Source organism: Micromonospora sp. NPDC000663 (assembly GCF_042898105.1).
In the GTDB taxonomy this organism is placed as follows: Bacteria; Actinomycetota; Actinomycetes; order Mycobacteriales; family Micromonosporaceae; genus Micromonospora.
In genome coordinates this window covers 1,282,807-1,304,024 of sequence record NZ_JBIAYR010000001.1, presented here as the reverse complement: position 1 = coordinate 1,304,024, position 21,218 = coordinate 1,282,807, and the positions used below count along the sequence as shown (strand labels likewise).

Annotated in this window: 18 protein-coding genes and 1 pseudogene; 5 read left to right on the top strand and 14 right to left on the bottom strand. The window is 71.9% G+C overall.

The window, feature by feature from the left end; translation table 11 throughout:
* Positions 1 to 52: 52 nt before the first annotated feature.
* The 3 genes from ACFY1S_RS06230 to ACFY1S_RS06220 form a co-directional block, all read right to left on the bottom strand.
* Positions 53 to 2,827, bottom strand: a complete 2,775-nt coding sequence (locus tag ACFY1S_RS06230; protein WP_387113336.1) for a TIM-barrel domain-containing protein — start codon at positions 2,825 to 2,827, stop codon at positions 53 to 55.
* Positions 2,828 to 3,080: 253 nt separating this feature from the next.
* A complete protein-coding gene (locus ACFY1S_RS06225; protein ID WP_387113334.1) occupies positions 3,081 to 3,860 on the bottom strand; it encodes a DeoR/GlpR family DNA-binding transcription regulator in 780 nt (259 codons plus the stop codon).
* Between the two features lie 187 nt (positions 3,861 to 4,047).
* Entirely contained in the window at positions 4,048 to 6,387 is a 2,340-nt protein-coding gene (locus ACFY1S_RS06220) for a beta-galactosidase (RefSeq protein ID WP_387113332.1), read from the bottom strand.
* Between the two features lie 359 nt (positions 6,388 to 6,746).
* Here ACFY1S_RS06220 and ACFY1S_RS06215 point away from each other — a divergent pair, with 359 nt between their 5' ends.
* Positions 6,747 to 8,471: an exo-alpha-sialidase gene (locus ACFY1S_RS06215; RefSeq protein ID WP_387113330.1), complete on the top strand. Its 1,725-nt coding sequence runs from the start codon at positions 6,747 to 6,749 to the stop codon at positions 8,469 to 8,471.
* 64 nt (positions 8,472 to 8,535) lie between these two features.
* Here the strand turns inward: ACFY1S_RS06215 and ACFY1S_RS06210 are convergent, their stop codons facing one another.
* From ACFY1S_RS06210 to ACFY1S_RS06180, 7 genes are all read right to left on the bottom strand, one after another.
* Positions 8,536 to 9,153 (bottom strand): malonic semialdehyde reductase, encoded by a 618-nt coding sequence (locus ACFY1S_RS06210; protein WP_387113328.1) that lies wholly within the window; start codon positions 9,151 to 9,153, stop codon positions 8,536 to 8,538.
* Complete coding sequence (locus tag ACFY1S_RS06205) at positions 9,150 to 9,710, bottom strand: flavin reductase family protein (protein ID WP_387113326.1); 561 nt, start codon at positions 9,708 to 9,710, stop codon at positions 9,150 to 9,152. The genes ACFY1S_RS06210 and ACFY1S_RS06205 overlap by 4 nt, the downstream gene beginning before the upstream one ends.
* A complete protein-coding gene (locus ACFY1S_RS06200) occupies positions 9,707 to 11,041 on the bottom strand; it encodes an LLM class flavin-dependent oxidoreductase (RefSeq protein WP_387113324.1) in 1,335 nt (444 codons plus the stop codon). The genes ACFY1S_RS06205 and ACFY1S_RS06200 overlap by 4 nt, the downstream gene beginning before the upstream one ends.
* 9 nt (positions 11,042 to 11,050) lie before the next feature.
* The gene (locus tag ACFY1S_RS06195; RefSeq protein ID WP_387113322.1) at positions 11,051 to 11,905 is read right to left on the bottom strand and encodes an ABC transporter permease; all 855 of its coding nucleotides are present in this window, start codon (positions 11,903 to 11,905) and stop codon (positions 11,051 to 11,053) included.
* Complete coding sequence (locus ACFY1S_RS06190) at positions 11,898 to 12,743, bottom strand: ABC transporter ATP-binding protein (protein ID WP_387113320.1); 846 nt, start codon at positions 12,741 to 12,743, stop codon at positions 11,898 to 11,900. Before ACFY1S_RS06190 ends, ACFY1S_RS06195 begins: the two co-directional genes overlap by 8 nt.
* Entirely contained in the window at positions 12,740 to 13,771 is a 1,032-nt protein-coding gene (locus tag ACFY1S_RS06185; protein WP_387113318.1) for an ABC transporter substrate-binding protein, read from the bottom strand. The genes ACFY1S_RS06190 and ACFY1S_RS06185 overlap by 4 nt, the downstream gene beginning before the upstream one ends.
* A 134-nt stretch (positions 13,772 to 13,905) precedes the next feature.
* Positions 13,906 to 13,983, bottom strand: a complete 78-nt coding sequence (locus ACFY1S_RS06180) for a putative leader peptide (RefSeq protein ID WP_349881247.1) — start codon at positions 13,981 to 13,983, stop codon at positions 13,906 to 13,908.
* Positions 13,984 to 14,232: 249 nt separating this feature from the next.
* On the opposite strand from ACFY1S_RS06180, the gene ACFY1S_RS06175 reads away from it, so the two are divergent.
* Positions 14,233 to 14,412 (top strand): DUF4236 domain-containing protein, encoded by a 180-nt coding sequence (locus ACFY1S_RS06175; protein ID WP_030333600.1) that lies wholly within the window; start codon positions 14,233 to 14,235, stop codon positions 14,410 to 14,412.
* Between the two features lie 184 nt (positions 14,413 to 14,596).
* On the opposite strand, the gene ACFY1S_RS06170 is transcribed toward ACFY1S_RS06175, so the two are convergent.
* Positions 14,597 to 15,481, bottom strand: coding sequence for a hypothetical protein (locus ACFY1S_RS06170; RefSeq protein ID WP_387113316.1), 885 nt, complete (start codon positions 15,479 to 15,481; stop codon positions 14,597 to 14,599).
* A 24-nt stretch (positions 15,482 to 15,505) separates the two neighbouring features.
* Positions 15,506 to 16,027, bottom strand: coding sequence for a VOC family protein (locus tag ACFY1S_RS06165; RefSeq protein WP_387113314.1), 522 nt, complete (start codon positions 16,025 to 16,027; stop codon positions 15,506 to 15,508).
* Positions 16,028 to 16,076: 49 nt separating this feature from the next.
* On the opposite strand from ACFY1S_RS06165, the gene ACFY1S_RS06160 reads away from it, so the two are divergent.
* Together ACFY1S_RS06160 and ACFY1S_RS06155 are read left to right on the top strand one after the other, a co-directional pair.
* The gene (locus ACFY1S_RS06160) at positions 16,077 to 16,538 is read left to right on the top strand and encodes a MarR family transcriptional regulator (RefSeq protein WP_364374719.1); all 462 of its coding nucleotides are present in this window, start codon (positions 16,077 to 16,079) and stop codon (positions 16,536 to 16,538) included.
* Between the two features lie 57 nt (positions 16,539 to 16,595).
* Complete coding sequence (locus ACFY1S_RS06155; protein WP_387113312.1) at positions 16,596 to 18,161, top strand: tetratricopeptide repeat protein; 1,566 nt, start codon at positions 16,596 to 16,598, stop codon at positions 18,159 to 18,161.
* A gap of 11 nt (positions 18,162 to 18,172) precedes the next feature.
* Here the strand turns inward: ACFY1S_RS06155 and ACFY1S_RS06150 are convergent.
* Positions 18,173 to 19,257: pseudogene (locus tag ACFY1S_RS06150) on the bottom strand (sensor histidine kinase).
* A 59-nt stretch (positions 19,258 to 19,316) separates the two neighbouring features.
* The gene (locus tag ACFY1S_RS06145; protein ID WP_357988570.1) at positions 19,317 to 19,973 is read right to left on the bottom strand and encodes a response regulator transcription factor; all 657 of its coding nucleotides are present in this window, start codon (positions 19,971 to 19,973) and stop codon (positions 19,317 to 19,319) included.
* Positions 19,974 to 20,070: 97 nt separating this feature from the next.
* Here ACFY1S_RS06145 and ACFY1S_RS06140 point away from each other — a divergent pair, with 97 nt between their 5' ends.
* Entirely contained in the window at positions 20,071 to 21,201 is a 1,131-nt protein-coding gene (locus ACFY1S_RS06140; RefSeq protein WP_387113310.1) for an outer membrane lipoprotein carrier protein LolA, read from the top strand.
* Positions 21,202 to 21,218: the final 17 nt, after the last annotated feature.

Sequence of the window (21,218 nt, the reverse complement as noted above, 5' to 3'; positions counted from 1 at the left end):
GGTCCGTCGGCCCGGGGTGACGCCCGGGCCGACGGCCCGCCGCTGTCCGGGCTCAGCTCCCCGACGCCCCCGCCCGGCCGGTGAGCGCCAGATCGGCCACCGTCGTCCACGGCCCCCGGTCACCGGCCTCGCTCAGGGCCCGCAGGCGCAGGTACCTGCCGCTGCGGGCGGCGCTGAACGGCACCACCTGCTGGGTCGCCGTGTCGGCGAACGTCCCGGACGCCACGGCCGTGCCCCAGGCGCTCGGGCTGTCCGACACGTACACCTCGTAGCGGCCGATCCGGCCGTTCACTCCCCCGTCCTGCCGTGGCAGATACCGCAGTCCGTCGACCTGGTACGTGGCGCCCAGGTCGATCTGGATCTCGTGCGGCAGGGGCGCGGGCGTGGACGACCAGGCGGTGTGCCAGAAAGTGCCGGGGTCTGCGTCGAACGCGTTGGTGGCCCTGCCGTTCTCCGCGCTCGTCTCCTCGCTGTCGACGGACACGAGCCGCCAGTTGTCGCGCGGGATCGGCGGCGGCGTCGTACTGGTGCCGGCGACCGGCAGCACCGCGCCTTCGATCCGGGTCTGGAACGCGCTGCTCCGCGACCCGGCCTTTACCGACAGCACTCCGTCCGCGTAGAACCAGCCGCTGCCCGCCGAGTCGTACGCGGCGCGCGTGGCGAGGGCCGGCAGCGCCTGGCCGGCCACGGTGACCGCGCGCGGCGCGGCCGCCAGGTGCACAGTGAACTCGTAGGAGCGCGTCGACGGCTTGCCGGCGTATGTGCCGGTGGAGGCACCCACGTCGACGGTGACCGTTCCGGTGCCGGCCGTCGGCGCGGCCATCCGGACCTGCTGGGTGGCGTAGGCCCCGCCCTGGTAGGCGCGGGTGATCCCGTCGTCCTCGTAGAGCGTGAAGCTCGACGAGCCGCGCGGGTACAGGTCGTAGGTGAGCGTGGAGACCGGCTTCTCACCTGTGTAGTTCATCTGCGGCCACATCGGCACGATCGACCCGCCCTTGACGAACAGGGGCAGCCGGTCGAGCGGTGCCGCGTACCCGTTCAGCGTGAGCGGTCCCTGGTACACCCGCCCGGTCCAGTAGTCGGTCCAGGTGCCGGCCGGCAGGTAGATGCCGTCGCGCAACTCGGTGTCGGAGACCACAGGCGCCACGAGGAAGGCGTCGCCCGCCATGAACTCACCAGACGTGGCGTTGCCCCGGGCGACCGGGTCGTTCGGGTACTCCAGCACGAGGGCCCGCGTCGCCGGCACGCCTGTCACGCTCGCCACCCGGCTCATCGTGTAGTGGTAGGGCATCAGTCGCATCTTGAGTTGCAGGTACCGGCGGTTGATCGACAGGTACGGCTCGGCGTAGCGCCAGGGCTGCTTGTCCTGGTAGCCGGGCGCCGGGTTGGTCGCGCCCCAACCGGACATCGTCATGAACGCCGGCGTGAAGGCCTTCCACTGAAGGTCCCGCACGTAGGTGTTCGGGCTGCCCCCGAAGATCCCGTCGACGTCACCCGTTGCGTAGTTGAGGCCGGACAACCCGGCGCCCGCGACGGCAGGCACCGTCCACCGCATGTCGTCCCAGCTGCCGTACGTGTCACCGGTCCAGACGACGGCGTTGCGGTGGGTGCCGGCCCATCCGTCGACGGTCCACACGTAGCGGCGGGCGTCGGAGTTCCGCTCGATGCCGTCGACCGCCTGCTGGACACCACGGAACGCGTTCTGGTAGCCGCCGCCGATCCACGCGACGTCGGTCTTCACGCCACGCGTACCGGCGGTGCCGACCTCGTAGTCGATGGACCCGAGCCCGGTGGAGGTCCACAGACCGGTCTGGAAGCCGAGCGCCTTGGCACCGGCCACCGTGGCGGGCAGGTCGGTGTAGCCGCAGCCGTACCCGTCGTTGGGCAGGAACCAGCCGGACGGCATGTCCTTGGCCCGGGCCTCCCGGGCGTACGACAGCACGTCGGGAGTCCGCTGGTGCCCGGCCCGGTTGTGGTCGCCCTGGTAGGCGGGGTTGGACGCGTTGAAGCAGTCGGCGTTGCCGAGTTCGAGGCCCCACATCGGGCTCAGGAACGGCTTGCCGGTGACGTCCGTGTACGCGCCGAGCACGGCCTTGAGCGAATCGCCCACGAAGTAGTACGCGTCGAAGCGCTCCTCGTTGTGGGTGGTGGTGACCGGTGCGGTGAAGCCGTACGAGCCGGGCGCCCACGTGTTGCGCAGGACGCCGTAGCCGTTCGTGGACATGTAAAAGGGAGCCGGACTGGCGTTCGTGTTCTCCCGCCACCTGTTGTCCACGGCGATCGGCACCGTCTTGTCGCGCAGCGCCCACTCCCCCAGGCGCAGGCCGGTGCCGTAGAACTGCTCGTCCGCGGAGCGGACCAGCCGCTGCGTGGTGCGGCCCGAGCCCCAGTCGAGCGGCTGCGACTCGCGCCAGATCAGCCCGCCGTCGGGGCGCTGGACCTGCATCGTCAGGGGGTTCTTGGTGATCCGGATGACCACCGCCGAGGTGGCGATGCGGTAGGAGGTGCCGTCGTCGGTGAGCGTGCTGGCGACCGTACCGAAGTCGGTCCGCACGGTGATCTCGTTCGCCGCCGGTTCGGTGAAGGTGCCGTTGGGCGCGAGCCAGACCCGGAAGATGTCCGCGCGCGCCAGGGTGAGCCGGATGCGGGCGGCCGTGCTGGTGGTGATGGTGTACGTGTTGCCGGCCCGGGTGAGGCCGGTGGTGCTTCCCGGTGTGCTCGCCTGCGCGGGTGCGGCGTGCAGCATCGAGGCGAGCAGGATGAGGACCACTGTGGCAGCCCGGCCGGCGGTGCGGCGGGTGTGCGCGGGCGGCGATGACCAGATCATCGTTGTCTCCCGGTGTGGTGAGGGACGATGCGGGCCCCGAGGCGCCGGGGTGACGTGTCGGCGCTGGCCGGAGGCACGGCTGTCGTCTGCTGGCCTCGGCCGACGAGATCATGGCATTCACAACAGCCGATGAAGTGGAATGCTGCACCCGCTTGACTCAAGATGCAAGAATTAACCCTCAATTTCGCATCGAGTTACATCTTTGCGGGGCGTGCGTCACCCACCCGGCCCCTCGGCCCGGCGTGACGGTCCGTCAGACCTGCACCACGGTGACCCCGGCCTGCTCGACGAGGCTCACCTGCCGTGGGTCGGCGGAGCGGTCGGTGACCAGGGTGTCGATGGCGCCCAGCGGGCAGATCCGGTTGAAGCTGCGGCGGCCCAGCTTCGAGGCGTCCGCGACGACTATCGTCCGCGCCGCGCTCGTCACCATGACGTGGTTGACGGCCGCCTCGCCGTCGTTGTGGGCGCTCGCGCCGTGCTGGTGGTCGATCGCGTCCACCCCGAGCACGACGACGTCCAGCGCCACGGACGCGAGCATCGTCTCCGCGATACGACCCACCAGCTCGTACGACTGGGTGCGGGCTGTCCCACCGGTGAGCACCACCCGGATGTGCGGACGCACGATGAGTTCGTGGGCGATGTTCAGCGCGTTGGTCACCACCGTGGCCGCCGACAGCGCCCCGTCCGGGTCGGTGCGCAGCGCGAGCGCCCGGGCCACCTCGGTCGTCGTGGTGCCGCCGTTGAGCCCGACGGTGCTCCCCGCCGGGATCAACGCGAGGGCGGCGGCCGCGATCCGCTGCTTCTCCGAGGCCTGCCGCACCGCCTTGTAGCGCAGCGGCAGGTCGTAGGAGACGTTCGTGACGACCACGCCGCCCCGGGTGCGGGTCACCAACTGCTGGGTGGCCAGCTCGTCGAAGTCACGGCGGATCGTCGCCGTGCTCACCCCCAGCTCGCGGGCTGTGGACTCGATGTCGAGCTGACCCTCGACCGCGACCATCTCCAGGAGCCGCTGCCACCGCTCGCGCTGGTTCACGTGCCACTCCGGTCGCTCCGCCTGCCCATGCGGCCATCTTCGCATCTCCGACGCGTGGACAGTTCACGGGAACGACGCAGGGGCCGGTGGGCGAGCCGCGCGGCCGCCGTACCGCGACAGGTCGCACACCGACCCCACCCTCCCGGCCCGACCGCTGGTCAGGCCGGTGTCATGGTGCCCGGCGACGTCAGGACGGCGTGAGCCGCCAGTGCTGCGAGGCGCTGCCGTTGTCGGTCTGCTGCACGATCACCGCCCCGTTGGCACTCGACCCGCCGGCCACGGCCAGGACCTTGCCGGTCTGCACGTTTACCAGCTTGACGAACTCACCGGACGCGGTGACGACCCGCCACTGCTGGTTGCCGCCGCCGGTCGCGGTCCACTGGATGACCCGCGCCCCCTCCGCCGTGGAGCCGCCCTCGACGTCCGCGAGCAGATTCGAGCTGACGCTGGTCATGGTGGTGACGCCGCCCACCGTGCCGGCCATCAGCCACGCCTGGTTGGCTCCGCCGTTGGGGGTCCACTGGATCAGCTGCGTGCCGGTGACCCGGGACAGGTCCGGCACGTCGAGGGCCTTGCCGCTGGCCCGGTTGACCACCGTGTGGCGCACGGCGCCCGACTGGCCGCTCAGGGTGGCTTCGAAGGTGATCGGCTGCGCCTGCACCTGGTGCAGGTCGAAGACGACGATCTCGTTGGAACCGACCCGCAGCCACGGTGCCGGGCAGTAGAGCCGCTGCTGCGGCCCCACCTTCCAGTAGCGGCCGAGGTTGCGGCCGTTGACCCAGACCACGCCCTTGGTCCACCGGGCCATGTCGAGGTACGTGTCGCCGGTCTGGGCGAGGTTCACCGTGGCCTTGAAGAAGATGCCGGGCCGCGAGCTGTTGGTGATCACCGGACGGAGGCCGGCCACGAACGCCTCGTCGACGGGCAGCAGGTGGGTCTGCCAGTTGGTCAGGGTGCCGGTCAGGGTGCCCGCGTCGACCAGGGACACCCGCTCCGTGATGCCCTTGCGGTCGACAAGCGCCTGACCGTAGTTGGTGCGCCCCATGCCCTCCACGAGGATGTCGAGCGTGGGGCTGCCACTCGCCGAGGCCCTCAACGGCAACGGAGCGTCAGGCACGGTCACCCCGAGCGGCGTCGTGTAGGCCGCCGGAAGGCTGCTGCGGGACAGCCCACCCTGGTAGACGCCGTCGAGGAACACCGTCGCGTAGTCGCGTACCGACCTGATGTCCAGCGTGCCCCTGGTGTAGCCGGGCAGGACGCGGCGGTAGAGCATGAAGCCGGAGTTCTGACCGTACATCTCCATAGGCTGTGGATTCGTCTGCGTCGGCAGCGCGGCCGGCAGGTTGTCCCACAGCGAGGCGTACGGCGCCGGCAGGACGGCCTGGCTGCCGGTCCGCACGATGGTGGGGATCGGCGCGGGTACGGCCGGCAGCGTCACCCCGAGGGCCGTGCCGATGATCTCCCGGTAGGTCGGATACAGCCGCGACTGCCCGCCCTGTTCGTTGATCGGCGCGCCGTAGTCGTAGGTGGTGATGTCCGCCTGGTAGCCCGACCCGTTGTCGGCGGCGTTCGCGCCCGCGGAGTAACCGAAGTTCGTGCCACCGTGGATCATGTAGAGGTTGAACGACAGCCGGCCGGCCATCAGCCCCCGCAACTGGCTGGAGATATCGGTGTTCGAGCCGGCGAAGCCGCCGTCGCCCCAGTGGGTCAACCAGCCCGGGTAGAGCTCGCCGGACATGGCCGGAACCGTCGGGAACGACTGGCGGGCCGCCGCGATTGCCGCCGCGTCACCGCCGCTGAGAGCGATCGCGCCGCCGGTGACGACCGTCCGGTTGCCCTGCACCTGACCGAGGCCGTCCTCGGTGTAGAAGGGTCCGGTGATCCCGGCCCGCAGCCACAGTTGCCGCAGCTCCTCGAGGTAGACGACGTCGTTGCCGTACGACCCGTACTCGTTCTCGATCTGGACCATCAGGATCGGTCCGCCGTTGCCCACCATCAGCGGCTTGACCAGGGCGGCGAGGGCGTTGACGTAGCGCGTGACGGCAGCCATGTAGTTCGGGTCGGCGGCCGTGCGGACACGCAGCCTGATGGTCGGGTTGCGCAGCAGGTACGGCGGTAGGCCGCCGAGGTCCCATTCGCCGCAGACGTAGGGGCCGGGGCGCAGCAGCACGTACATGCCTTCGGCCTGGCACAGCCTGATGAAGCCGGCGATGTCGCGTCGGTCGGTGGTGAAGTCGAAGACACCGGGCCGCTCCTCGACGTGGTTCCACATCACGTAGATGGCGATCGTGTTCATGCCCATGGCCTTGGCCATCTGGATCCGGTGACGCCAGTACTGCACAGGGATGCGGGCCGGGTGCATCTCGCCGCTGCGGATCTGGAACGGCTGGCCGTCGAGCAGGAAGTTGCTGCCATCGGCGGAGAACCCGAAGGTCTGCGCGGCGGCGGCACTGGCCGGGCCGCCCGATGCCAGCATCGCCGCGAACGGACTGAGCACGCCCAGGGTGAGGAGTTGACGCCGTTGCATGGTGTCTCCTTCGGACAGGCATCGTCGGCACGCCGGCGGCGATCACGGCCGGGGGCGGCCCGGATGCCGACGCGATGACAATGGTCGATGTGTGTCGAGCCTGCCAGACCGCGCAACATGATGTAAATATCTGAGGCAACTTTGCATATTTGATCAGAGCTGTGGGCTGACGGGTGCGTCCACTGCGGACCGGAGGGCGTCCGGCCACGCTCGCTCATCGATCTATTGACGACCCGCGCGCCGCCCTTTACCGTCTCGACATCAGATATCCGACGTCTTATGCCCTGGGTTTCCCCCGCCCCACCCTCCGTCCCGGAAGGACATCCCCCGTGTCTCCTGTCCGAGCACTACCGCGCCGCGTGACAGCGGTCCTGGCCGCCGTCCTCGGCGTGGCCGCGATCCTGCCCGCCACGCCAGCTCACGCCGCCCCCGCTGGCGTGAGCGCCACCGCCAGCGCCGACTGCACGACCGGCCGGCTCAACCTGCGGCTCACCAACGGCAGCACCACCGCGCAGACCTTCACCGTCACCTGGCCGGGCCGCACCAACTCCCCCTGGACCCGGACCGTCGCAGCCGGCAGCAGCAGCAACGACCTGTACTGGACCCTCCCGGCGGGTACCGCGTACACGCTGCGCACCACCACCCCGACCGGGCTCGACGACACGTCGGCAGGCATCTTCCACTGCGGCACCGGCATGTCAGCGGTGAGCAGCTACGACTGCACGGCCGGACGGCTTCAGCTCGCGCTGGAGAACCGCACCACCACGGCCCGGGACTTCACAGTCACCTGGGCGGGGCGCACCGGATCCCCGTGGATCCGCACCATCGCCGCCGGCGGCAACTACCTGCACTACTGGACCGTCGGCGCCGGCACCGCGTACAACCTGCGGGTCACCGCCCCCGGCTTCGACACCACGGTGCGTGGCACCACCGGCTGCGGCCTGGCCGCCGGCACCCCACAGATGAACACCACTGCGGTGCTGACCACCCAGAGCGTCATTCGCAACCTCAACGGCGCCAACGGCCGGTACGACGGCACGGCGGCCTCGGTCCGTATTCCGGGCATGGCCGTCACCAACAACGGCACGGTCATCGCCGTCGCGGACGCCCGGGTCAACGGCTCGTACGACCTCGGTGGCGGTACCAACAACATCCAGATCGCGATGACCCGCAGCACCGACGGTCGGCGTACCTTCGACCAGCCGCGCATCATCCACGCGCCCGCCACCACAAGCGAGGGAGCGGGCGATCCCAGCCTGCTGGTGGACCGCCGGACCGGCACCGTCTACTGCTTCTACACGTACTCCCCCAGGCCGGGCATCAGCTTCTGGTCCGGCTCGTCCGGCCTCAACACGGCGAACGACCCGAACAGCCTGCACCTGCAATACATCACCAGCCGGGACAACGGCGCCACCTGGAGCGCCCCGGTCGAGCTGAACCCGACGATCAAGGTCGCGAGCTGGCAGCAGGCGTTCTTCTCCTCCGGGCACGGCATCCAGACCAGCACGGGCCGTCTGATCCAGCCGTTCGTCTACCGGGACGGGGCGGGTCTCACCCAGACCGCAAACGTCTACAGCGACGACAACGGCGTGACGTGGCGGCGCGGTGGACCCGCCGGCGGGAACATCAACGAGAGCAAGGCGGTCGAGCGCGGCACCGGGGCCATCGTGCAGAACATGCGGCACAACAGCACCCCTAGCCGGTTCTACTCCACGTCCACCGACGGGGCTGTGACGTTCGGCCCGGCCACCGCCAGCGCGCTGCTGACCGACCCGCTCTGCAACGCCGACGAGATCTCCTACCTGCGCCCGTCCGAGGTGGGTGCGAACGGCGCGCCGGTGCGCACCCGCACCGCCCTGTTCAGCAACAACGCGGCCCCGGCCGCGCGCAACGACCTCACCGTCCGGCTCTCCACCGACGACGGCGCGAGTTGGCCGGCCCGGGCTCTGGTCAAGCCGGGCGGCGCGGGCTACTCGACGATGGCCGTGCTGAACGACGGCACGGTCGGCAACCTGTACGAGGTCGGCAACACCGGCGGCATCTTCTTCGCCCGCTTCACTGTCGACTGGGTCAAGGGCGCCTGACAGGCGACCTCGCGTCCCCGGTGCCGGCGTGACGCCGGCACCGGGGACGGTCCCGTTTCCCCGCTCAGCCGTCGAGGGTGCGGACCACCTCATCGGTGTCCAGCCGAGGCAGACGTGCCGGCCCGGTCTGCGGGGCCGGATGCCCGAGGTTGAGCACGAGCAACACCTCGTGGCGGCCGTCGGGAAGGAACTCCCGCTGCACGCCCGCGGCGTCGAACCCGGCCATCGGGCCGGCGGCCAGACCGGCAGCCCGGACACCGACGATCAGGTAGCCGATCTGCAGTGTCGCGTTGAAGCGGGCCTGCTCGACCCGCGCCGCCCGGTCCGCCAGCCACTCGCGGGCCTGCGGGCGGTGCGGGTACAGCTCGGGCAGCCGCCTGTGGAAGTCCACGTCGGCGGCGAGGATCGCGGTCAGCGGGGCGCTGGCCGTCTTGGCCCGGTTGCCGCTTGACAGGTACGGCAGCAGCCGGGCCCGGGACTCCGGCGAACGCAGCAGCAGCACCCGCAGTGGCTGACCGTTGTACGCGGTCGGCCCGTACCGGATCAGGTCGTGGATCGCCGCGACCTGCTCGTCGGTGACCGGCTCGTCGGTGAACGCCTCGGCCGTACGGGCCTTACGGAACAGCAGATCCTGGGCGGCCCGGTCCAGCGCGAGCAGCTCGGACGTGGTCGGTGCGCTCACGCTGGCGCCGCCGTGGTGTAACCGCCCCGGTGGTGCACGAGAGGCGCGCCGTCGCCGCCGTCGCCGAGCGCCAGCGGTTCGGCGATCACCAGCGTGTGGTCACCGGCCGGGACCCGGTGCACCACCCGGCAGAGCAGCCGGGCCAGCGCCCCGCCGAGCAGCGGCACCCCGAACGGTCCCGGCGTCCAGTCCGGGTATGCGGCGAAGCGGTCGATGCCGCTGGTCGCGAAGATGGTGGCCGCGTCCCGCTGCCCGTGGGCCAGCAGGTGCACCGCGACGTGCTCGGCGCGGGCCAGCACCGGCCAGCTCGACGACGCCACGCCGAGGCAGAACGAGACGAGCGGCGGGTCCAGTGACACCGAGGTGAACGACGTGGCGGTGAACCCGGCCCGCAGCGGCGCTCCGATCCCGCCCAGGCAGGCCGGGTCGGTTGCCCGCGCCACGGCGGTGACCACCGTGACGCTCGTGGCCTGCCGGCGCAGCAGCACGCGGAACAGGTCCCGGTCGACGGGGCGCAGCTCGGCGGCGTCCGCCGTCGGACGCTCCACGGTGGTCATGCCGGCACCAGGCTCGGCGCGGCGTACGTGCTCGCCGGTCGGGGCAGCCCGTAGTGCTCGCGCAGGGTCCGCCCGGTGTACTCGCTGCGGAACAGCCCTCGGGCCCGCAGCACCGGCACCACGTGGTCGACGAAGTCGGCAAGGCCGCCGGGCAGGTGCGGCGGCATGATGTTGAAGCCGTCGGCGGCGCCCTGGGTGAACCACACCTCGATCTGGTCGGCGATCTGTTCAGGGGTGCCGGCGACGACTCGGTGGCCCCGACCGCCGCCGAGCCGGCCGATCAACTGTCTGATGGTGAGCTGTTCCCGGCGCGCCAGCTCGGTGACGAGCTGGTATCGACTCTGGTGCGCCTGCACGGTGTCGGAGTCTGGCAGCTCCGGCAGCGGCCCGTCCAGTGGCAGGCCGGTGAGGTCGAGGCCGAGCATCCCGGAGAGCTGGGCGAGGGCGTACTCGGGGACGATCAGCTCCTCCAGCTCGGCCGCGAGCGCCACTGCCTCTGCCTCGGTGCCGCCGATCACCGGCGCGATGCCGGGCAGGACCTTCACGAGGTCCGGGTCGCGGCCGGCGGCGGTGACCTGCCGGCGCAGCTCGGCGTAGAACCCCTGCCCGTCGGCGAGGGTCTGCTGGGCGGTGAAGACCGCCTCGGCGTAGCGGGCGGCGAAGGCGATCCCGTCCGGCGAGGAGCCGGCCTGCACCAGCAGCGGCCGGCCCTGTGGGCCGCGGGGGATGTTCAGCGGGCCCCGGATCTGGAACTCCGGCCCACGGTGGGCCACCTCGTGCACCCGGTCGGTGTCGGCGAACACGCCGGCGGCGGTGTCGAAGACCAGCGCGTCGTCCTCCCAGCTGTCCCAGAGCTTGATCGCCACGTCGACGAACTCGGCGGCCCGCCGGTAGCGGTCGGCGTGCCCGGGGTGGCTGTCCCGGTTGAAGTTGACCGCCTCGCGTTCCTGGGCGGAGGTGACGATGTTCCAGCCGGCGCGTCCGCCGCTGAGGTGGTCGAGCGAGGCGAACTTGCGGGCGACGTGGAACGGCTCGTTGTACGTGGTGGACACGGTCGCGATGAGACCTATGTGTTCGGTCACCGCGGCGAGCGAGGCGAGCAGGGTCAGTGGCTCGAAGACGGCCTGGATGTTGTGCCGGGGGTTCGGCCCGACCGACAGCCCGTCGGCCAGGAAGACCGAGTCGAGGGTGCCACGCTCGGCGATGCGGGCCAGCTCCTGGAAGTGCCGCACGTCGGTGACCCGGCGGGGGTCGGTGCGGGGGTGCCGCCAGGCGGCCTCGTGGTGGCCGACGCCCATCAGGAACGCGTTGAGGTGCAGGGTTCGAGGCATGAGAGTGTCCTATCCGGCGGAGACGTCGACGCGCCACGTGGAGAAGCGACGTTCGAGGGCGACGAGGAGCTGGTTGACGACCAGGCCGATGGCGGAGATCGTGATGATTCCGGAGTACATGTCGGAGATCGCGAAGTTGTACTGCGCGTAGTTCACGAGGTAACCGAGGCCGGCCTTCGCGCCGACCATCTCGGCCGCGACGAGCACCAGGATCGAGTACGCCCCGGCCAGCCGGACGCCCGTGAAGATGGTCGGCACCGCGGCCGGCAGGATCACCTTCTGGAACAGCCGCAGGTGGTTCAGGCCCATCGAGCGGGACGAGCGGATCAGTAGCGGGTCGACGCCCTTCACGCCGGCGATGGTGTTCAGCAGGATCGGCCAGGAGCACGCGTACAGCACCAGGGCGATCTTGGAGGTCTCGCCCAGGCCGAGGATGAGCACGAAGACCGGCAGCAGGGCCAGCGCGGCGGTGTTGCGGAACACCTCCAGCAGTGGGCTGAGCAGATCGGCGAGGGGCCGGTACCAGCCGATCAGCAGCCCGAGCGGTATCGCCGTGAGCACCGCCAGGCCGAGCCCGGTCAGCGACCGGGTCAGGCTCGCGCCGACGTGCTCGGCGAGCTGCCCGGTACGCAGCAGCTCCCACCAGGCCACCAGGACCTCGGACAGCGGGGGCAGGAAGACCCGGTCGACGAGCCCCAGCCGGGGCGCGCCCTCCCAGATCGCGGCCAGCGCGGCGATGGCGACGGTACGGTGCAGCACCCTCGCCCCGACGCCGAGCAGTCGACCGGCCCGCCCGGGGACGACACGGTCCGGTACGGCGGGTGCGGCCACCAGCCGGGTGGGACGTTCGGCGATGTCAACCAACGCGGGCCTCCTCGGTGACGCGGACACCGGTGCCCTCGACCGCCTGGGCGGCCCGCACCTCGTCCCGCAGCAGCGTCCAGATCTGATGGCGGTGGTGGCGGAACGCGTCGGTGGAGCGGACGTCCTCGGCCGCGTCCCGGTCGCCGAGGTCGACGTCGATGACCTGCTTGAGCCGCCCGGGTCGGGACGTCAGGACCGCCACCCGCTGACCCAGGTACACGGCCTCGTCGATGCCGTGGGTGATGAACACGATCGTCTTGCCGGTACGCGCCCAGATGCGCACCAACTCGTCCTGCAACGAGTCGCGGGTCTGCGCGTCCAGGGCGGCGAACGGCTCGTCCATGAGCAGCACGTCCGGGTCGTACGCGAGACTGCGGGCGATGGCGACCCGCTGCTTCATCCCGCCGGACAGCTCGTGCGGGTAGCGGTCGGCGAACCCGCGCAGGCCCACCAGGTCGAGGTGGTGCTCGATCAGGGCGGCGCGTTCGGCGCGGGGTACGCCCTTGGCCTCCAGCCCGAACGCGACGTTGCCGGCGGCGGTGCGCCAGGGCAGCAGCGCGTACTGCTGGAAGACGATGCCCCGGTCGAGGCCGGGGCCGGTGACGGGCCGGCCGTCGACGAGCACCTGCCCGCCGGTCGGCCGGGTGAGCCCGCCGAGCAGGTCGAGCAGGGTGGACTTGCCGCAGCCGCTGGGGCCGACGACGACCAGGAACTCGCCGGGGCGTACGCCGAGGGTCACCTGGTCCAGCGCGGTGACCGCGCCGGCGTCGCCGCGTCGGGTGGCGCGGACCGGAAAGGTCTTGCTCACCCGGTCGAAGAGGATCTTGTCGGTGCTCACGCGCCGCCCCCGTCCACGAACGGGTTGAACCGGTTGGTGAAGATGTCAGTCGGTTTCGGGCGGTCGCCCCTGAGTTCACCCTCGGCGGCGAGCCAGTCGATCCAGGTGCCGAACTCCTGTTCGGCGATCACCCCGCCACGGCCGGCGACGCCGCTGCTCTTCCAGTACGCGACGAGCGACGGGTCCTCGTTGCGGCCTCGCCCCGCGATGATGTCGCGCATCCGGGCGACCACCGTCTCCCGGGGCTGGGTGCGGGCCCATTCGATGGCTTTGCCGACCCCTGTGACGAACGCCTTCACGGTCTCCGGGTTGCGTTTGATGAAGTCGTCGCGGAAGACGTAGGTGCCGCCGCTGAACGCGCCGAGCAGCTCGTAGTCGGTGACGATGGTGCGCAGCCCGCCGCTGGCGACGGCCTTGTCCCGGATCACTCCGCCGAGCACCGCGACGTCGATCTGTTTCTGCCGAAGCGACTGTTCGGTGTTGACAGGTGGCAGGGCGACCAGCTCGACCTGCTTGACCTCGGCGGGGGTGAGCCCGCCGCGGGCGAGCCAGGTCTTGAGGACCGCCTCGGCGTGCGCGCCGAGGGTGTTCATGCCGACCTTACGACCGATCAGGTCGCGAGGGCCGCGGATCGGGCTGTCGTCGAGCACGTAGTAGCCCTGGAAGGTCTGCGCGTCGGAGCCGTAGTAGCTGACCACCGCGGTGATCGGTGCGTTGGCGGCGGCGAGCTTGACGATCGCGCCGTTGAACGCGCCACCGAAGTCGCTCTGCCCGGTGGCGGTGGCCTGGATGTCCTGCGGGCCACCTGTCACGTTGCCGATCCACTTGAGCCGGACGTCGCCGAGGTAGCCGAGGTCGGCGGCGAGTTCGGGGAGGGTGACCTGGCCGACGGAGCCCTGGTAGCGCAGCTCGGTGGCCTGCCCGCCGCCGGCCCGGGCGTCGCCGCCGCAGCCGGCAGCGCCGGCGAGCAGGGTCAACGTGGTGGCGGCGGCGAGGGCGCGCAGGAGGGTACGACGGGGTGGGGACATGGGGTGTCTCCTGATCTGTCCACGATGGGAACGGGTACGCCCGGATGTGGGGGCGTGGAGGCACGCCGCTCCGCGATGAGCGGGCGAGCGGTGTGAGGGCGGCGATTGCGGCCGAGCCGGATGAACCGGTCAGCTCAACAGAGCGCGCTCGCGTGCCGGACCAGGTCGACGTGCACGCGAGCGGTGAGAAGGAGCTCGTCCCGCTGCGACATGACCTCATGCTGCCGGCGGCGGGATCGACAGGTCAACGCTCTTCCAGAAGGTGAGACTTGTATCGCTGCCGATGTTACGAGACGCTCCCAACAGCGTTTACCTTCGCGCAACACCTATCTGTTGACTAGAGATTGCGGCACCGCTCCGGACCATCGTCCACCCGGGACGGCGAGGTGGTTTCGGGATTCGCCGGTTCGGGAATGTTCGATCTCGACACGGCAGGGAACGGTGACGAGGGGAGTCCTCCGATGGGCCTCATGTTTCGCAAGCGCAAGAAGTACGGTCCGATCATCCTGAACTTCACCGAGAACGGTTTCTCCTCCTGGAGCATCAAGATCGGGCGCTGGTCCTGGAACTCCAAGGCACGGGCTCACCGGGTCGACCTGCCGGGTCCGCTGTCCTGGAAGCAGGACAAGTCCCGGTCGTAGCGACCCGGGAGTCGAGCGGGGCGCCGGTGATTCACCGGCGCCCCGCTCGGCGTCTACGCCGCCCCGCCCCGCCCCGCCGATCTTGCACTTTCGGTCGCCGTTATGCCCGGTCTGACGCCCTTCGTCGGGGCAGAAAGTGCAAGATCGGCGGGGCGGGGCGGGGCGGGGGCGGGGCGGGGGCTTGTCAGGGGTGGGGGGTGATTGTTTCGTCTCCGGCCAGGCGGCCGGTGGGGCGGTCGCGGGCGACGTCGCCTGCGTTGATCAGGTTTTCCAGGGCGCGGTTGGCGTCGCCGGCGCGGTAGACGGTCGCGGTGAGGGTGTGCCGGCGTAGTTCGGTGACCGTTCGGGGGCCGCGCCGGCGCAGCTCGGCCAGTAGAGCGCGGGCCAGCGGTTCGAGGTCGGGATCGCCTGCCACGTCGACGGTCGCGCCCGTCGGGTCGGCCGGGTTGCGGTAGCGCATGCCGAGGTCTGCGCCGACCGCCCACAGCGCGTCGCGTACGGCCTCCAGGCTGCGGTCCGAGCGACTGCCGAACGCGATCACACCCGCCGCCCCGTCGTTGGGCAGCACCGGCACCACCTCGGCGACCAGCGGGAATCCGGTCGCGACGAGTGCGTCGCGGGCGCTGCTGCCCGCGTGCAGCAGGACCTCGCCGGTACGCCCGTTGGCGGCGGCGGTGAGTACGTCGGCGCTCACCGCACCGGGCACGGCCACGACAGTGAACAGCGGCGAGCCGGCCGCGCCCGCCGCCTTCACCGCGACCGGCAGCCGGTCCGGGGCGCCCGGCAGCAGGTGCACCGTCACCTCGGCGGGCAGGTCCGCCTCGACCGGTCCGAGTCGGGCCGGCAGGTCGGCGGCGCTGTCGGCCAGCACCAGCACGGTCACCTGACGGCCGCGTACCTGCGCGGCGTGGCCGGCGACCACCCGCAGCGCGGCCTCCGCGCCGCCCCCGTCGACGCCGGCAAGCGCGACAGTGGCTCGCCGGGAGCGTTGCAGGGCCGTGGGCAGCCAGGTCGTCAACTGGCGGACCAGCAGCTCGCGGAGGAAGTCGGTGGTCCGGTCGGTCGGCATCGGTCCGTTCTACCTCATGGCGGGTCAGGCCGGGACGGAGATCCCCACCCCGCCGCGGGTCTGGCCGCCGTAGCGCCGCCGCTCGGCGTCCAGGTCGAGCCGACCGATCTGCTTGCGGGCGGCGAGCGCGGCGTCGTCGAGCAGGTCCGCCGGGATCAGCCAGACCACCTCGAACTCCAGGCCGTCCGGATCCCTGCCGTAGAGGCTCTTGGTGGTGCCGTGGTCGGAGGCGCCGACCAGCGCGCCCGCGGCGGCGAGCCGCTCGGCGGTGGCGGCCAGCTCGTCGAGGGTGTCGACCTCCCAGGCCAGGTGGTAGAGACCGACGGTGGCCCGGCCGGCGGTCGAGCGCCCGGCCCCCGCGCCGATCTCGAACAGGCCGAGGTCGTGGTCGTTCGTCGAGTCGGGGGCCTGGAGGAAGGTGGCGCCCCGGAAGCCGTCCGGGGTCATCGCCACCGGACGGAAGCCCAGCACGTCCCGGTAGAAGGCGACGCTGCGGGCGAGATCGCTGACGTACAGGACCGCGTGGTTGAGCCGGTGGATACCCATGACCCCAGAGTAACGGCATTTAGTTGAACGCTCAACTATCGTGGATATGATGGTCGTCATGACCCGCTGGTTGAACCCCGACGAGCAGCGCACCTGGCGGGCGTACCTCACCGCCTCCCGGGCGCTGATGGACACGCTCGACCGTGAACTGCAACGCGACGCGGGAATGCCGCACGCCTACTACGAGATCCTGGTCCGGCTCTCCGAGGCCCCCGGCCGCCAACTCCGGATGAGTGACCTGGCCGAGGCGGCAGGCTCGTCGCGCAGCCGACTCTCGCACGCGGTGGCCCGGCTGGAGGCCGCCGGCTGGGTACGCCGCGAGGACTGCCCCACCGACCGGCGCGGGCAGGTCGCGGTGCTCACCGACGACGGTTTCGCCACCCTCGCGGCGGCCGCCCCCGGCCACGTCGAGGGGGTACGCCGGCACCTGTTCGACGCGTTGAGCCCAGCCCAGGTCGACCAGCTACGCCGGATCAGCGAGACGTTGGCCGAGCACCTGACAGGATCCTGACCGATCGACACCGCCGTGGGTCTTGTACTTACCGTCGTCGGATGAGCACGATGGGGCGTGCCCTCCGGCTTCGGCGACCTCACTGATCAGGCGCACCACCTCGTGTCCTCAGGTGATCTGGTGGGCGCGCAGCGGCTGCTCTCCGACGCGCTCACCGACGCCGACCCCCGCCCGGCCAACGCCACAGCCGAGCTGGCCGAGGCCGCCAGCCTCCAGGCGCGGGTCCTGGTCGCCCTCGGCGAACCGCACTCCGCCCGGGGGTGGGCCGCCTTCGCGTACGCGGCCACCACCCGGCTGCACGGCCGCTCCGACCCGCGCACGGTGGCCGCCGCGGCGACGCTGGCCGCGGTGCTGCACCGGGTCGGCAGCCACTCCCGGGCCGCCCGGCTCTACCAGGAAGTCATCATCGAGCTGACCGCGCAGGACGGCCCGGAGTCGCTGCGGGTGCTCGCCGCGCACGCCGACCTGGCCACCGTCGAGTACGCGCGGGGCCAGTGCACCGTGGCACGGGACCGGCTCCAGGACGCCTGGGAGCTGCACCGCGAGGTGTACGGCGACGGCCACCCCAGCGGCATCAAGATGCTGGCCCGGCTCGGCGCGATGCAGCGCGACTGTGGACAGTTCACCGAGGCCCACGACAATCTGGCGCTGGCCCGCGAGCTGTGCCGGCAGCACCTCGCGGCCGACGACCCGTTGGCCGCGCAGGTGGCGGCTCTGGCGCGGGCGGCGGCGAATCCGGATCATGTCTGCGCCGACGAGCCGTCCGCCGCCGAGGGCTCCCCGACGGTGCCCGCCGCCCGCGTCCCACCTCTCGACGACGGGCCGGTCGAGGCCGGCTACCACCCGCCGCAACAGGCCGGGGCGACGGCGACCGGCGGGGCCGTTCCGACCCCCCGGGCACCGGCCGACGAGCCGGGTGGCAGCGCCGCCTGGCCGCCCGAGCCGGTCGAGGAGCCCGTCCCCCACGTCACCGAGACGCCGGTCCCCCCGTCGGTCGTGGGGCTGGCCGGCGCGACGGAGGAGCAGTCCGGGGTGTACCGGCTGCGCCGGCCGCCGGACGACCCGTACGCGCAGCTGGAGCCGTACACGCCGTCACGACTGCTTCCGGTACCCGTGCATCGGGCTCCGCCGGCGCCGCGCAACCGCCTGGTGCCGGTGCTGGTGGCCGGCGTGGTCGTGGTGCTGCTCGGGGCCGCCGCGGTGATCGCCGGGGTGGCGCGCGTCGACGGTGACGACGACAGGACCCCGCCACCGGCAAGCGGCTCCCCCACCGCCGGCCCACCGGCGACGACCGCTCCGGCGCCGGGCGCCGCGCCGACCTCGGCCGAGGCCGCACCCGCCGCGGCCCCACCCGGCAGTCCGCCCGGCGCGGTGACCCTGAGCGACACCCGGGACAGCATCACGTTGCGCTGGACCTACCCGTCGGGCGGCGAGGGTCCGGTGGTCATCGCCGGCGGCCGTGCCGGCCAGGAGCGCAACGTCTTCGCGACCCTGCCGGCCGGCACCAGCACCTACGTCATCTACGCGCTCAACCGCACCAACGACTACTGCTTCACGGTGGCCGTCGTCTGGTCCACCGACACCGTGGCCAACTCCGAGCAGGTCTGCACCCGCCGGCGCTGACCGCCCGCCCGTCAGCGAAGGTCGGTGCCGTCATCGGCCGGCAGCGCGGGCAGCAGGAGGCACACCCGCAGACCCGACGGCTGGCCCTCGGCGTCGGTCAGGGCGATGCTGCCGCCGGCACGTCGTACCAGTTCCCGCACGATGGCCAGGCCGAGGCCGGCGCCGCCGTCGTCGCGGGCCCGGCCGTCGTCGAGCCTCGTGAACCGGCCGAAGACCCGCTCCCGGTCGGCCGCCGGAATGCCGGGGCCGTCGTCGGTCACCGTCACCAGGTGGTACGTCACTCCCCCGGTCCCGACCTCGGCATGGGCCTCGGCCGCGAGCAGTACGCTGCCGCGCGCGTGCCGGACCGCGTTGTCGACCAGGTTCGCCAGTACGCGGCGCAGCTCGTCGGCGTTCCCGGTCGTCCACAGTGGCCTCGTCGGCGGGGCCACGGACACGGGCGGCGACGGATACCGCGCGGCGACCTCGGTCAGCAGTCCGCCCAGCTCCACCGGGCCGCTGCCGCGCGCCTGCGGCGCCTCGTCGAGGCGGGCCAGCAGCAGCAGGTCGTCGACCAGCCGGCTCAGCCTTTCGGTGTCGGCGAGCAGGTTGCCGGTCACCGCCGTCCAGTCGGTCCGGTCGGCGAGCCGCTGGGCGACCTCCAGCTCGGTGCGGATGTTCGTCAGCGGGCTGCGCAGCTCGTGCGCGGCGTCGGAGACGAACGCCCGCTGCCTGTCAGCGGATCGGCGGCCGTACCGGCGGGCACGGTGACCACCCGCACCGGGCCGGCGAGCCCGACCCGCTCCGCCGGCACCTCCAGCCGTTGCCGCCGTCCCGGGTCCAGTCGCTGCGGCCGGACCATCGGCACCAGCCGGTCCGCGTCGATGGAGGCGGCCCGGATCCGCCCCTGCGCGTCGATGACCTGGACGCGGACCTGCCCACCGGCCACCGGCAGCGGATCGGGCAGCGCGTCCTCGGCGGCGAGCAGCGCGACCGCGTCCGCGGTCCGGAACGCCTCGGTGTCCACGGTGCGTTGCAGCACGAACCCGAGCGCACCGAGCAGCACCACCCCGCCGAGCGCCAAACCGACGGTGAGGCCGAACACGCCGATCGCCATGAGCCGCCCCCGCAGCCCCAGCGCCGGCAGCCGGCTCCGCCACGGCCGGCCGTCCCCTGTCACGTGGCCAGCCGGTAGCCGGCGCCCCGTACGGTCTCCAGCCGGTCCCGGCCGAGCTTGCGGCGCAGGTAGCCGACGTAGACCTCGACGGCGTTCGGCGCGGTCTGGACGCTGGCGTCCCACACATGGTCCAACAACTCGATCTTGGAGACGACCTGGCCGGGCCGGCGCATCAGGTAGTCCAGCAAGGCGTACTCCCGTGCGGTGAGCGTCACCTCGGCGTCCGCCCGGGTGACCCGCCGGCGGGCCGGGTCCAGCCTCAGGTCGCCGACCGTGAGCACGGCCGGACGTTCCGGCGCGCCCCGGCGCAGCAACGCCCGCAGACGGGCCAGCAGCACAACGTACGAGAAGGGCTTGGTCAGATAGTCGTCCGCCCCGCAGTCCAAGCCGTCGGCCTGGTCGTACTCGCCGTCCTTTGCCGAGAGCATCAGCACCGGCAGCCAGTGCTGCTCCGCGCGCAACCGCCGGACCAGCTCGTAGCCGGACAGCCCCGGCAGCATCACGTCGAGGATCATCGCGTCGTACCCGCCGTGCCGGGCCGCGTCCAGGCCGGCCGGGCCGGTCGCCGCCACGTCCACCGCGAACCCCTCCGCCTGCAGACCGCGCTGCAGGGCGGCCGCCAACCGGGCCTCGTCCTCCACCACCAGCAACCGCACAGTCCAAGGGTGCCACCCGGGTCAACGGCGGCGGATCGGCGTCCTCAGCCCGTTCACAGCCGGGACCGGGCAGGATGGTGCGCAGGAGGTGCCCACCATGTCCGTCCTGAGAAGCCGTCCCGTCCTGCGCTGGCTGGTCCCCGCGACCGCCGCCGTCGCCGTCATCGGCGGTGGCGCGGCCGTCGGCACGTTGGCCGCCGAGGCCGAACCGAGCCTGCCGCCCCGTACCGCCGCCCAACTCCTCGTCGATCTCCAGACCTCCCGGCTGGAGGGGTTGTCCGGCACCGTCGTGCAACGCGCCGACCTCGGCCTGCCGCCCCTTCTCGGCCTGGTTCCCGGCAACGACGTGACCACCCTGCTGACCGGTACGCACACGCTGCGGGTCTGGTACTCGGGGCCGGAGCAGCAGCGGGTCGCGCTGCTGGACACCCTCGGCGAGCAGGATGTGATCCGCAACGGCCGGGACCTGTGGACCTGGCAGAGCCGCACCAACACCGCCAGCCACCGCACCCTGGGCGACGGCACCGCCGAGAAGGCCTCCCCGCAGGCCACGCCGAGTCTGCCGGCCACCCCGCAGGAGGCGGCCGACCTGGCACTGGGCGCCATCGACCCCAGCACCGAGGTAAGCGTCGGCCGGGCGGCCACCGTGGCCGGCCACGACGCGTACGAGCTGGTGCTCCAGCCGCGCGACCGCGGCTCGCTCGTGCACCAGCTGCGTATCGCCATCGACGCCGAGCAGCACGTTCCGCTGCGTTTCGAGGTGCTGGCGAAGGGCAGTGACCAGCCGGCCTTCGAGGTGGCGTTCACCCAGGTCGACTACCGGCGTCCCGACGCGGACCAGTTCACGTTCAACCCGCCGCCCGGGGTGACCGTGAAGGAGGAGACCGCCGAGCGGCCGGCCGGCGGCGGCCGGCCCGAGCACGCCGCGCCGACGGGTGACCCAGGTGTACGGGCCGTCGGCTCCGGCTGGACGACCGTGCTGGTCGCCAAGCTCGACGGTGCGGTCGGCGGCAAGCCGGCCGACGCCAAGCCGGCCGTGCCGCCAGCCGGCGCCGCACCTGACGTCGATGTATCGAAGCTGCTGGGCGGGTTGCCGCCGGTCAGCGGCGACTGGGGCAGCGGTCGACTGCTCACCAGCAAGCTGTTCAGTGTGCTGCTGACCGACGACGGCCGGGTGCTGGCCGGAGCGGTCACGCCGGAACGGCTCTACCAGGCCGCGCGCGGCTGATCTCTCCTCGGGCACGC

Coding starts and splice junctions, on each gene's coding strand:
- ACFY1S_RS06160 (WP_364374719.1), top strand. CDS start 16,077: ATGGTCGTCATGACCCGCTGGTTGAACCCCGACGAGCAGCGCACCTGG.
- ACFY1S_RS06170 (WP_387113316.1), bottom strand. CDS start 15,481: ATGCCGACCGACCGGACCACCGACTTCCTCCGCGAGCTGCTGGTCCGC.
- ACFY1S_RS06165 (WP_387113314.1), bottom strand. CDS start 16,027: ATGGGTATCCACCGGCTCAACCACGCGGTCCTGTACGTCAGCGATCTC.
- ACFY1S_RS06180 (WP_349881247.1), bottom strand. CDS start 13,983: ATGTCGCAGCGGGACGAGCTCCTTCTCACCGCTCGCGTGCACGTCGAC.
- ACFY1S_RS06140 (WP_387113310.1), top strand. CDS start 20,071: ATGTCCGTCCTGAGAAGCCGTCCCGTCCTGCGCTGGCTGGTCCCCGCG.
- ACFY1S_RS06200 (WP_387113324.1), bottom strand. CDS start 11,041: ATGCCTCGAACCCTGCACCTCAACGCGTTCCTGATGGGCGTCGGCCAC.
- ACFY1S_RS06220 (WP_387113332.1), bottom strand. CDS start 6,387: ATGCAACGGCGTCAACTCCTCACCCTGGGCGTGCTCAGTCCGTTCGCG.
- ACFY1S_RS06230 (WP_387113336.1), bottom strand. CDS start 2,827: ATGATCTGGTCATCGCCGCCCGCGCACACCCGCCGCACCGCCGGCCGG.
- ACFY1S_RS06185 (WP_387113318.1), bottom strand. CDS start 13,771: ATGTCCCCACCCCGTCGTACCCTCCTGCGCGCCCTCGCCGCCGCCACC.
- ACFY1S_RS06175 (WP_030333600.1), top strand. CDS start 14,233: ATGGGCCTCATGTTTCGCAAGCGCAAGAAGTACGGTCCGATCATCCTG.
- ACFY1S_RS06205 (WP_387113326.1), bottom strand. CDS start 9,710: ATGACCACCGTGGAGCGTCCGACGGCGGACGCCGCCGAGCTGCGCCCC.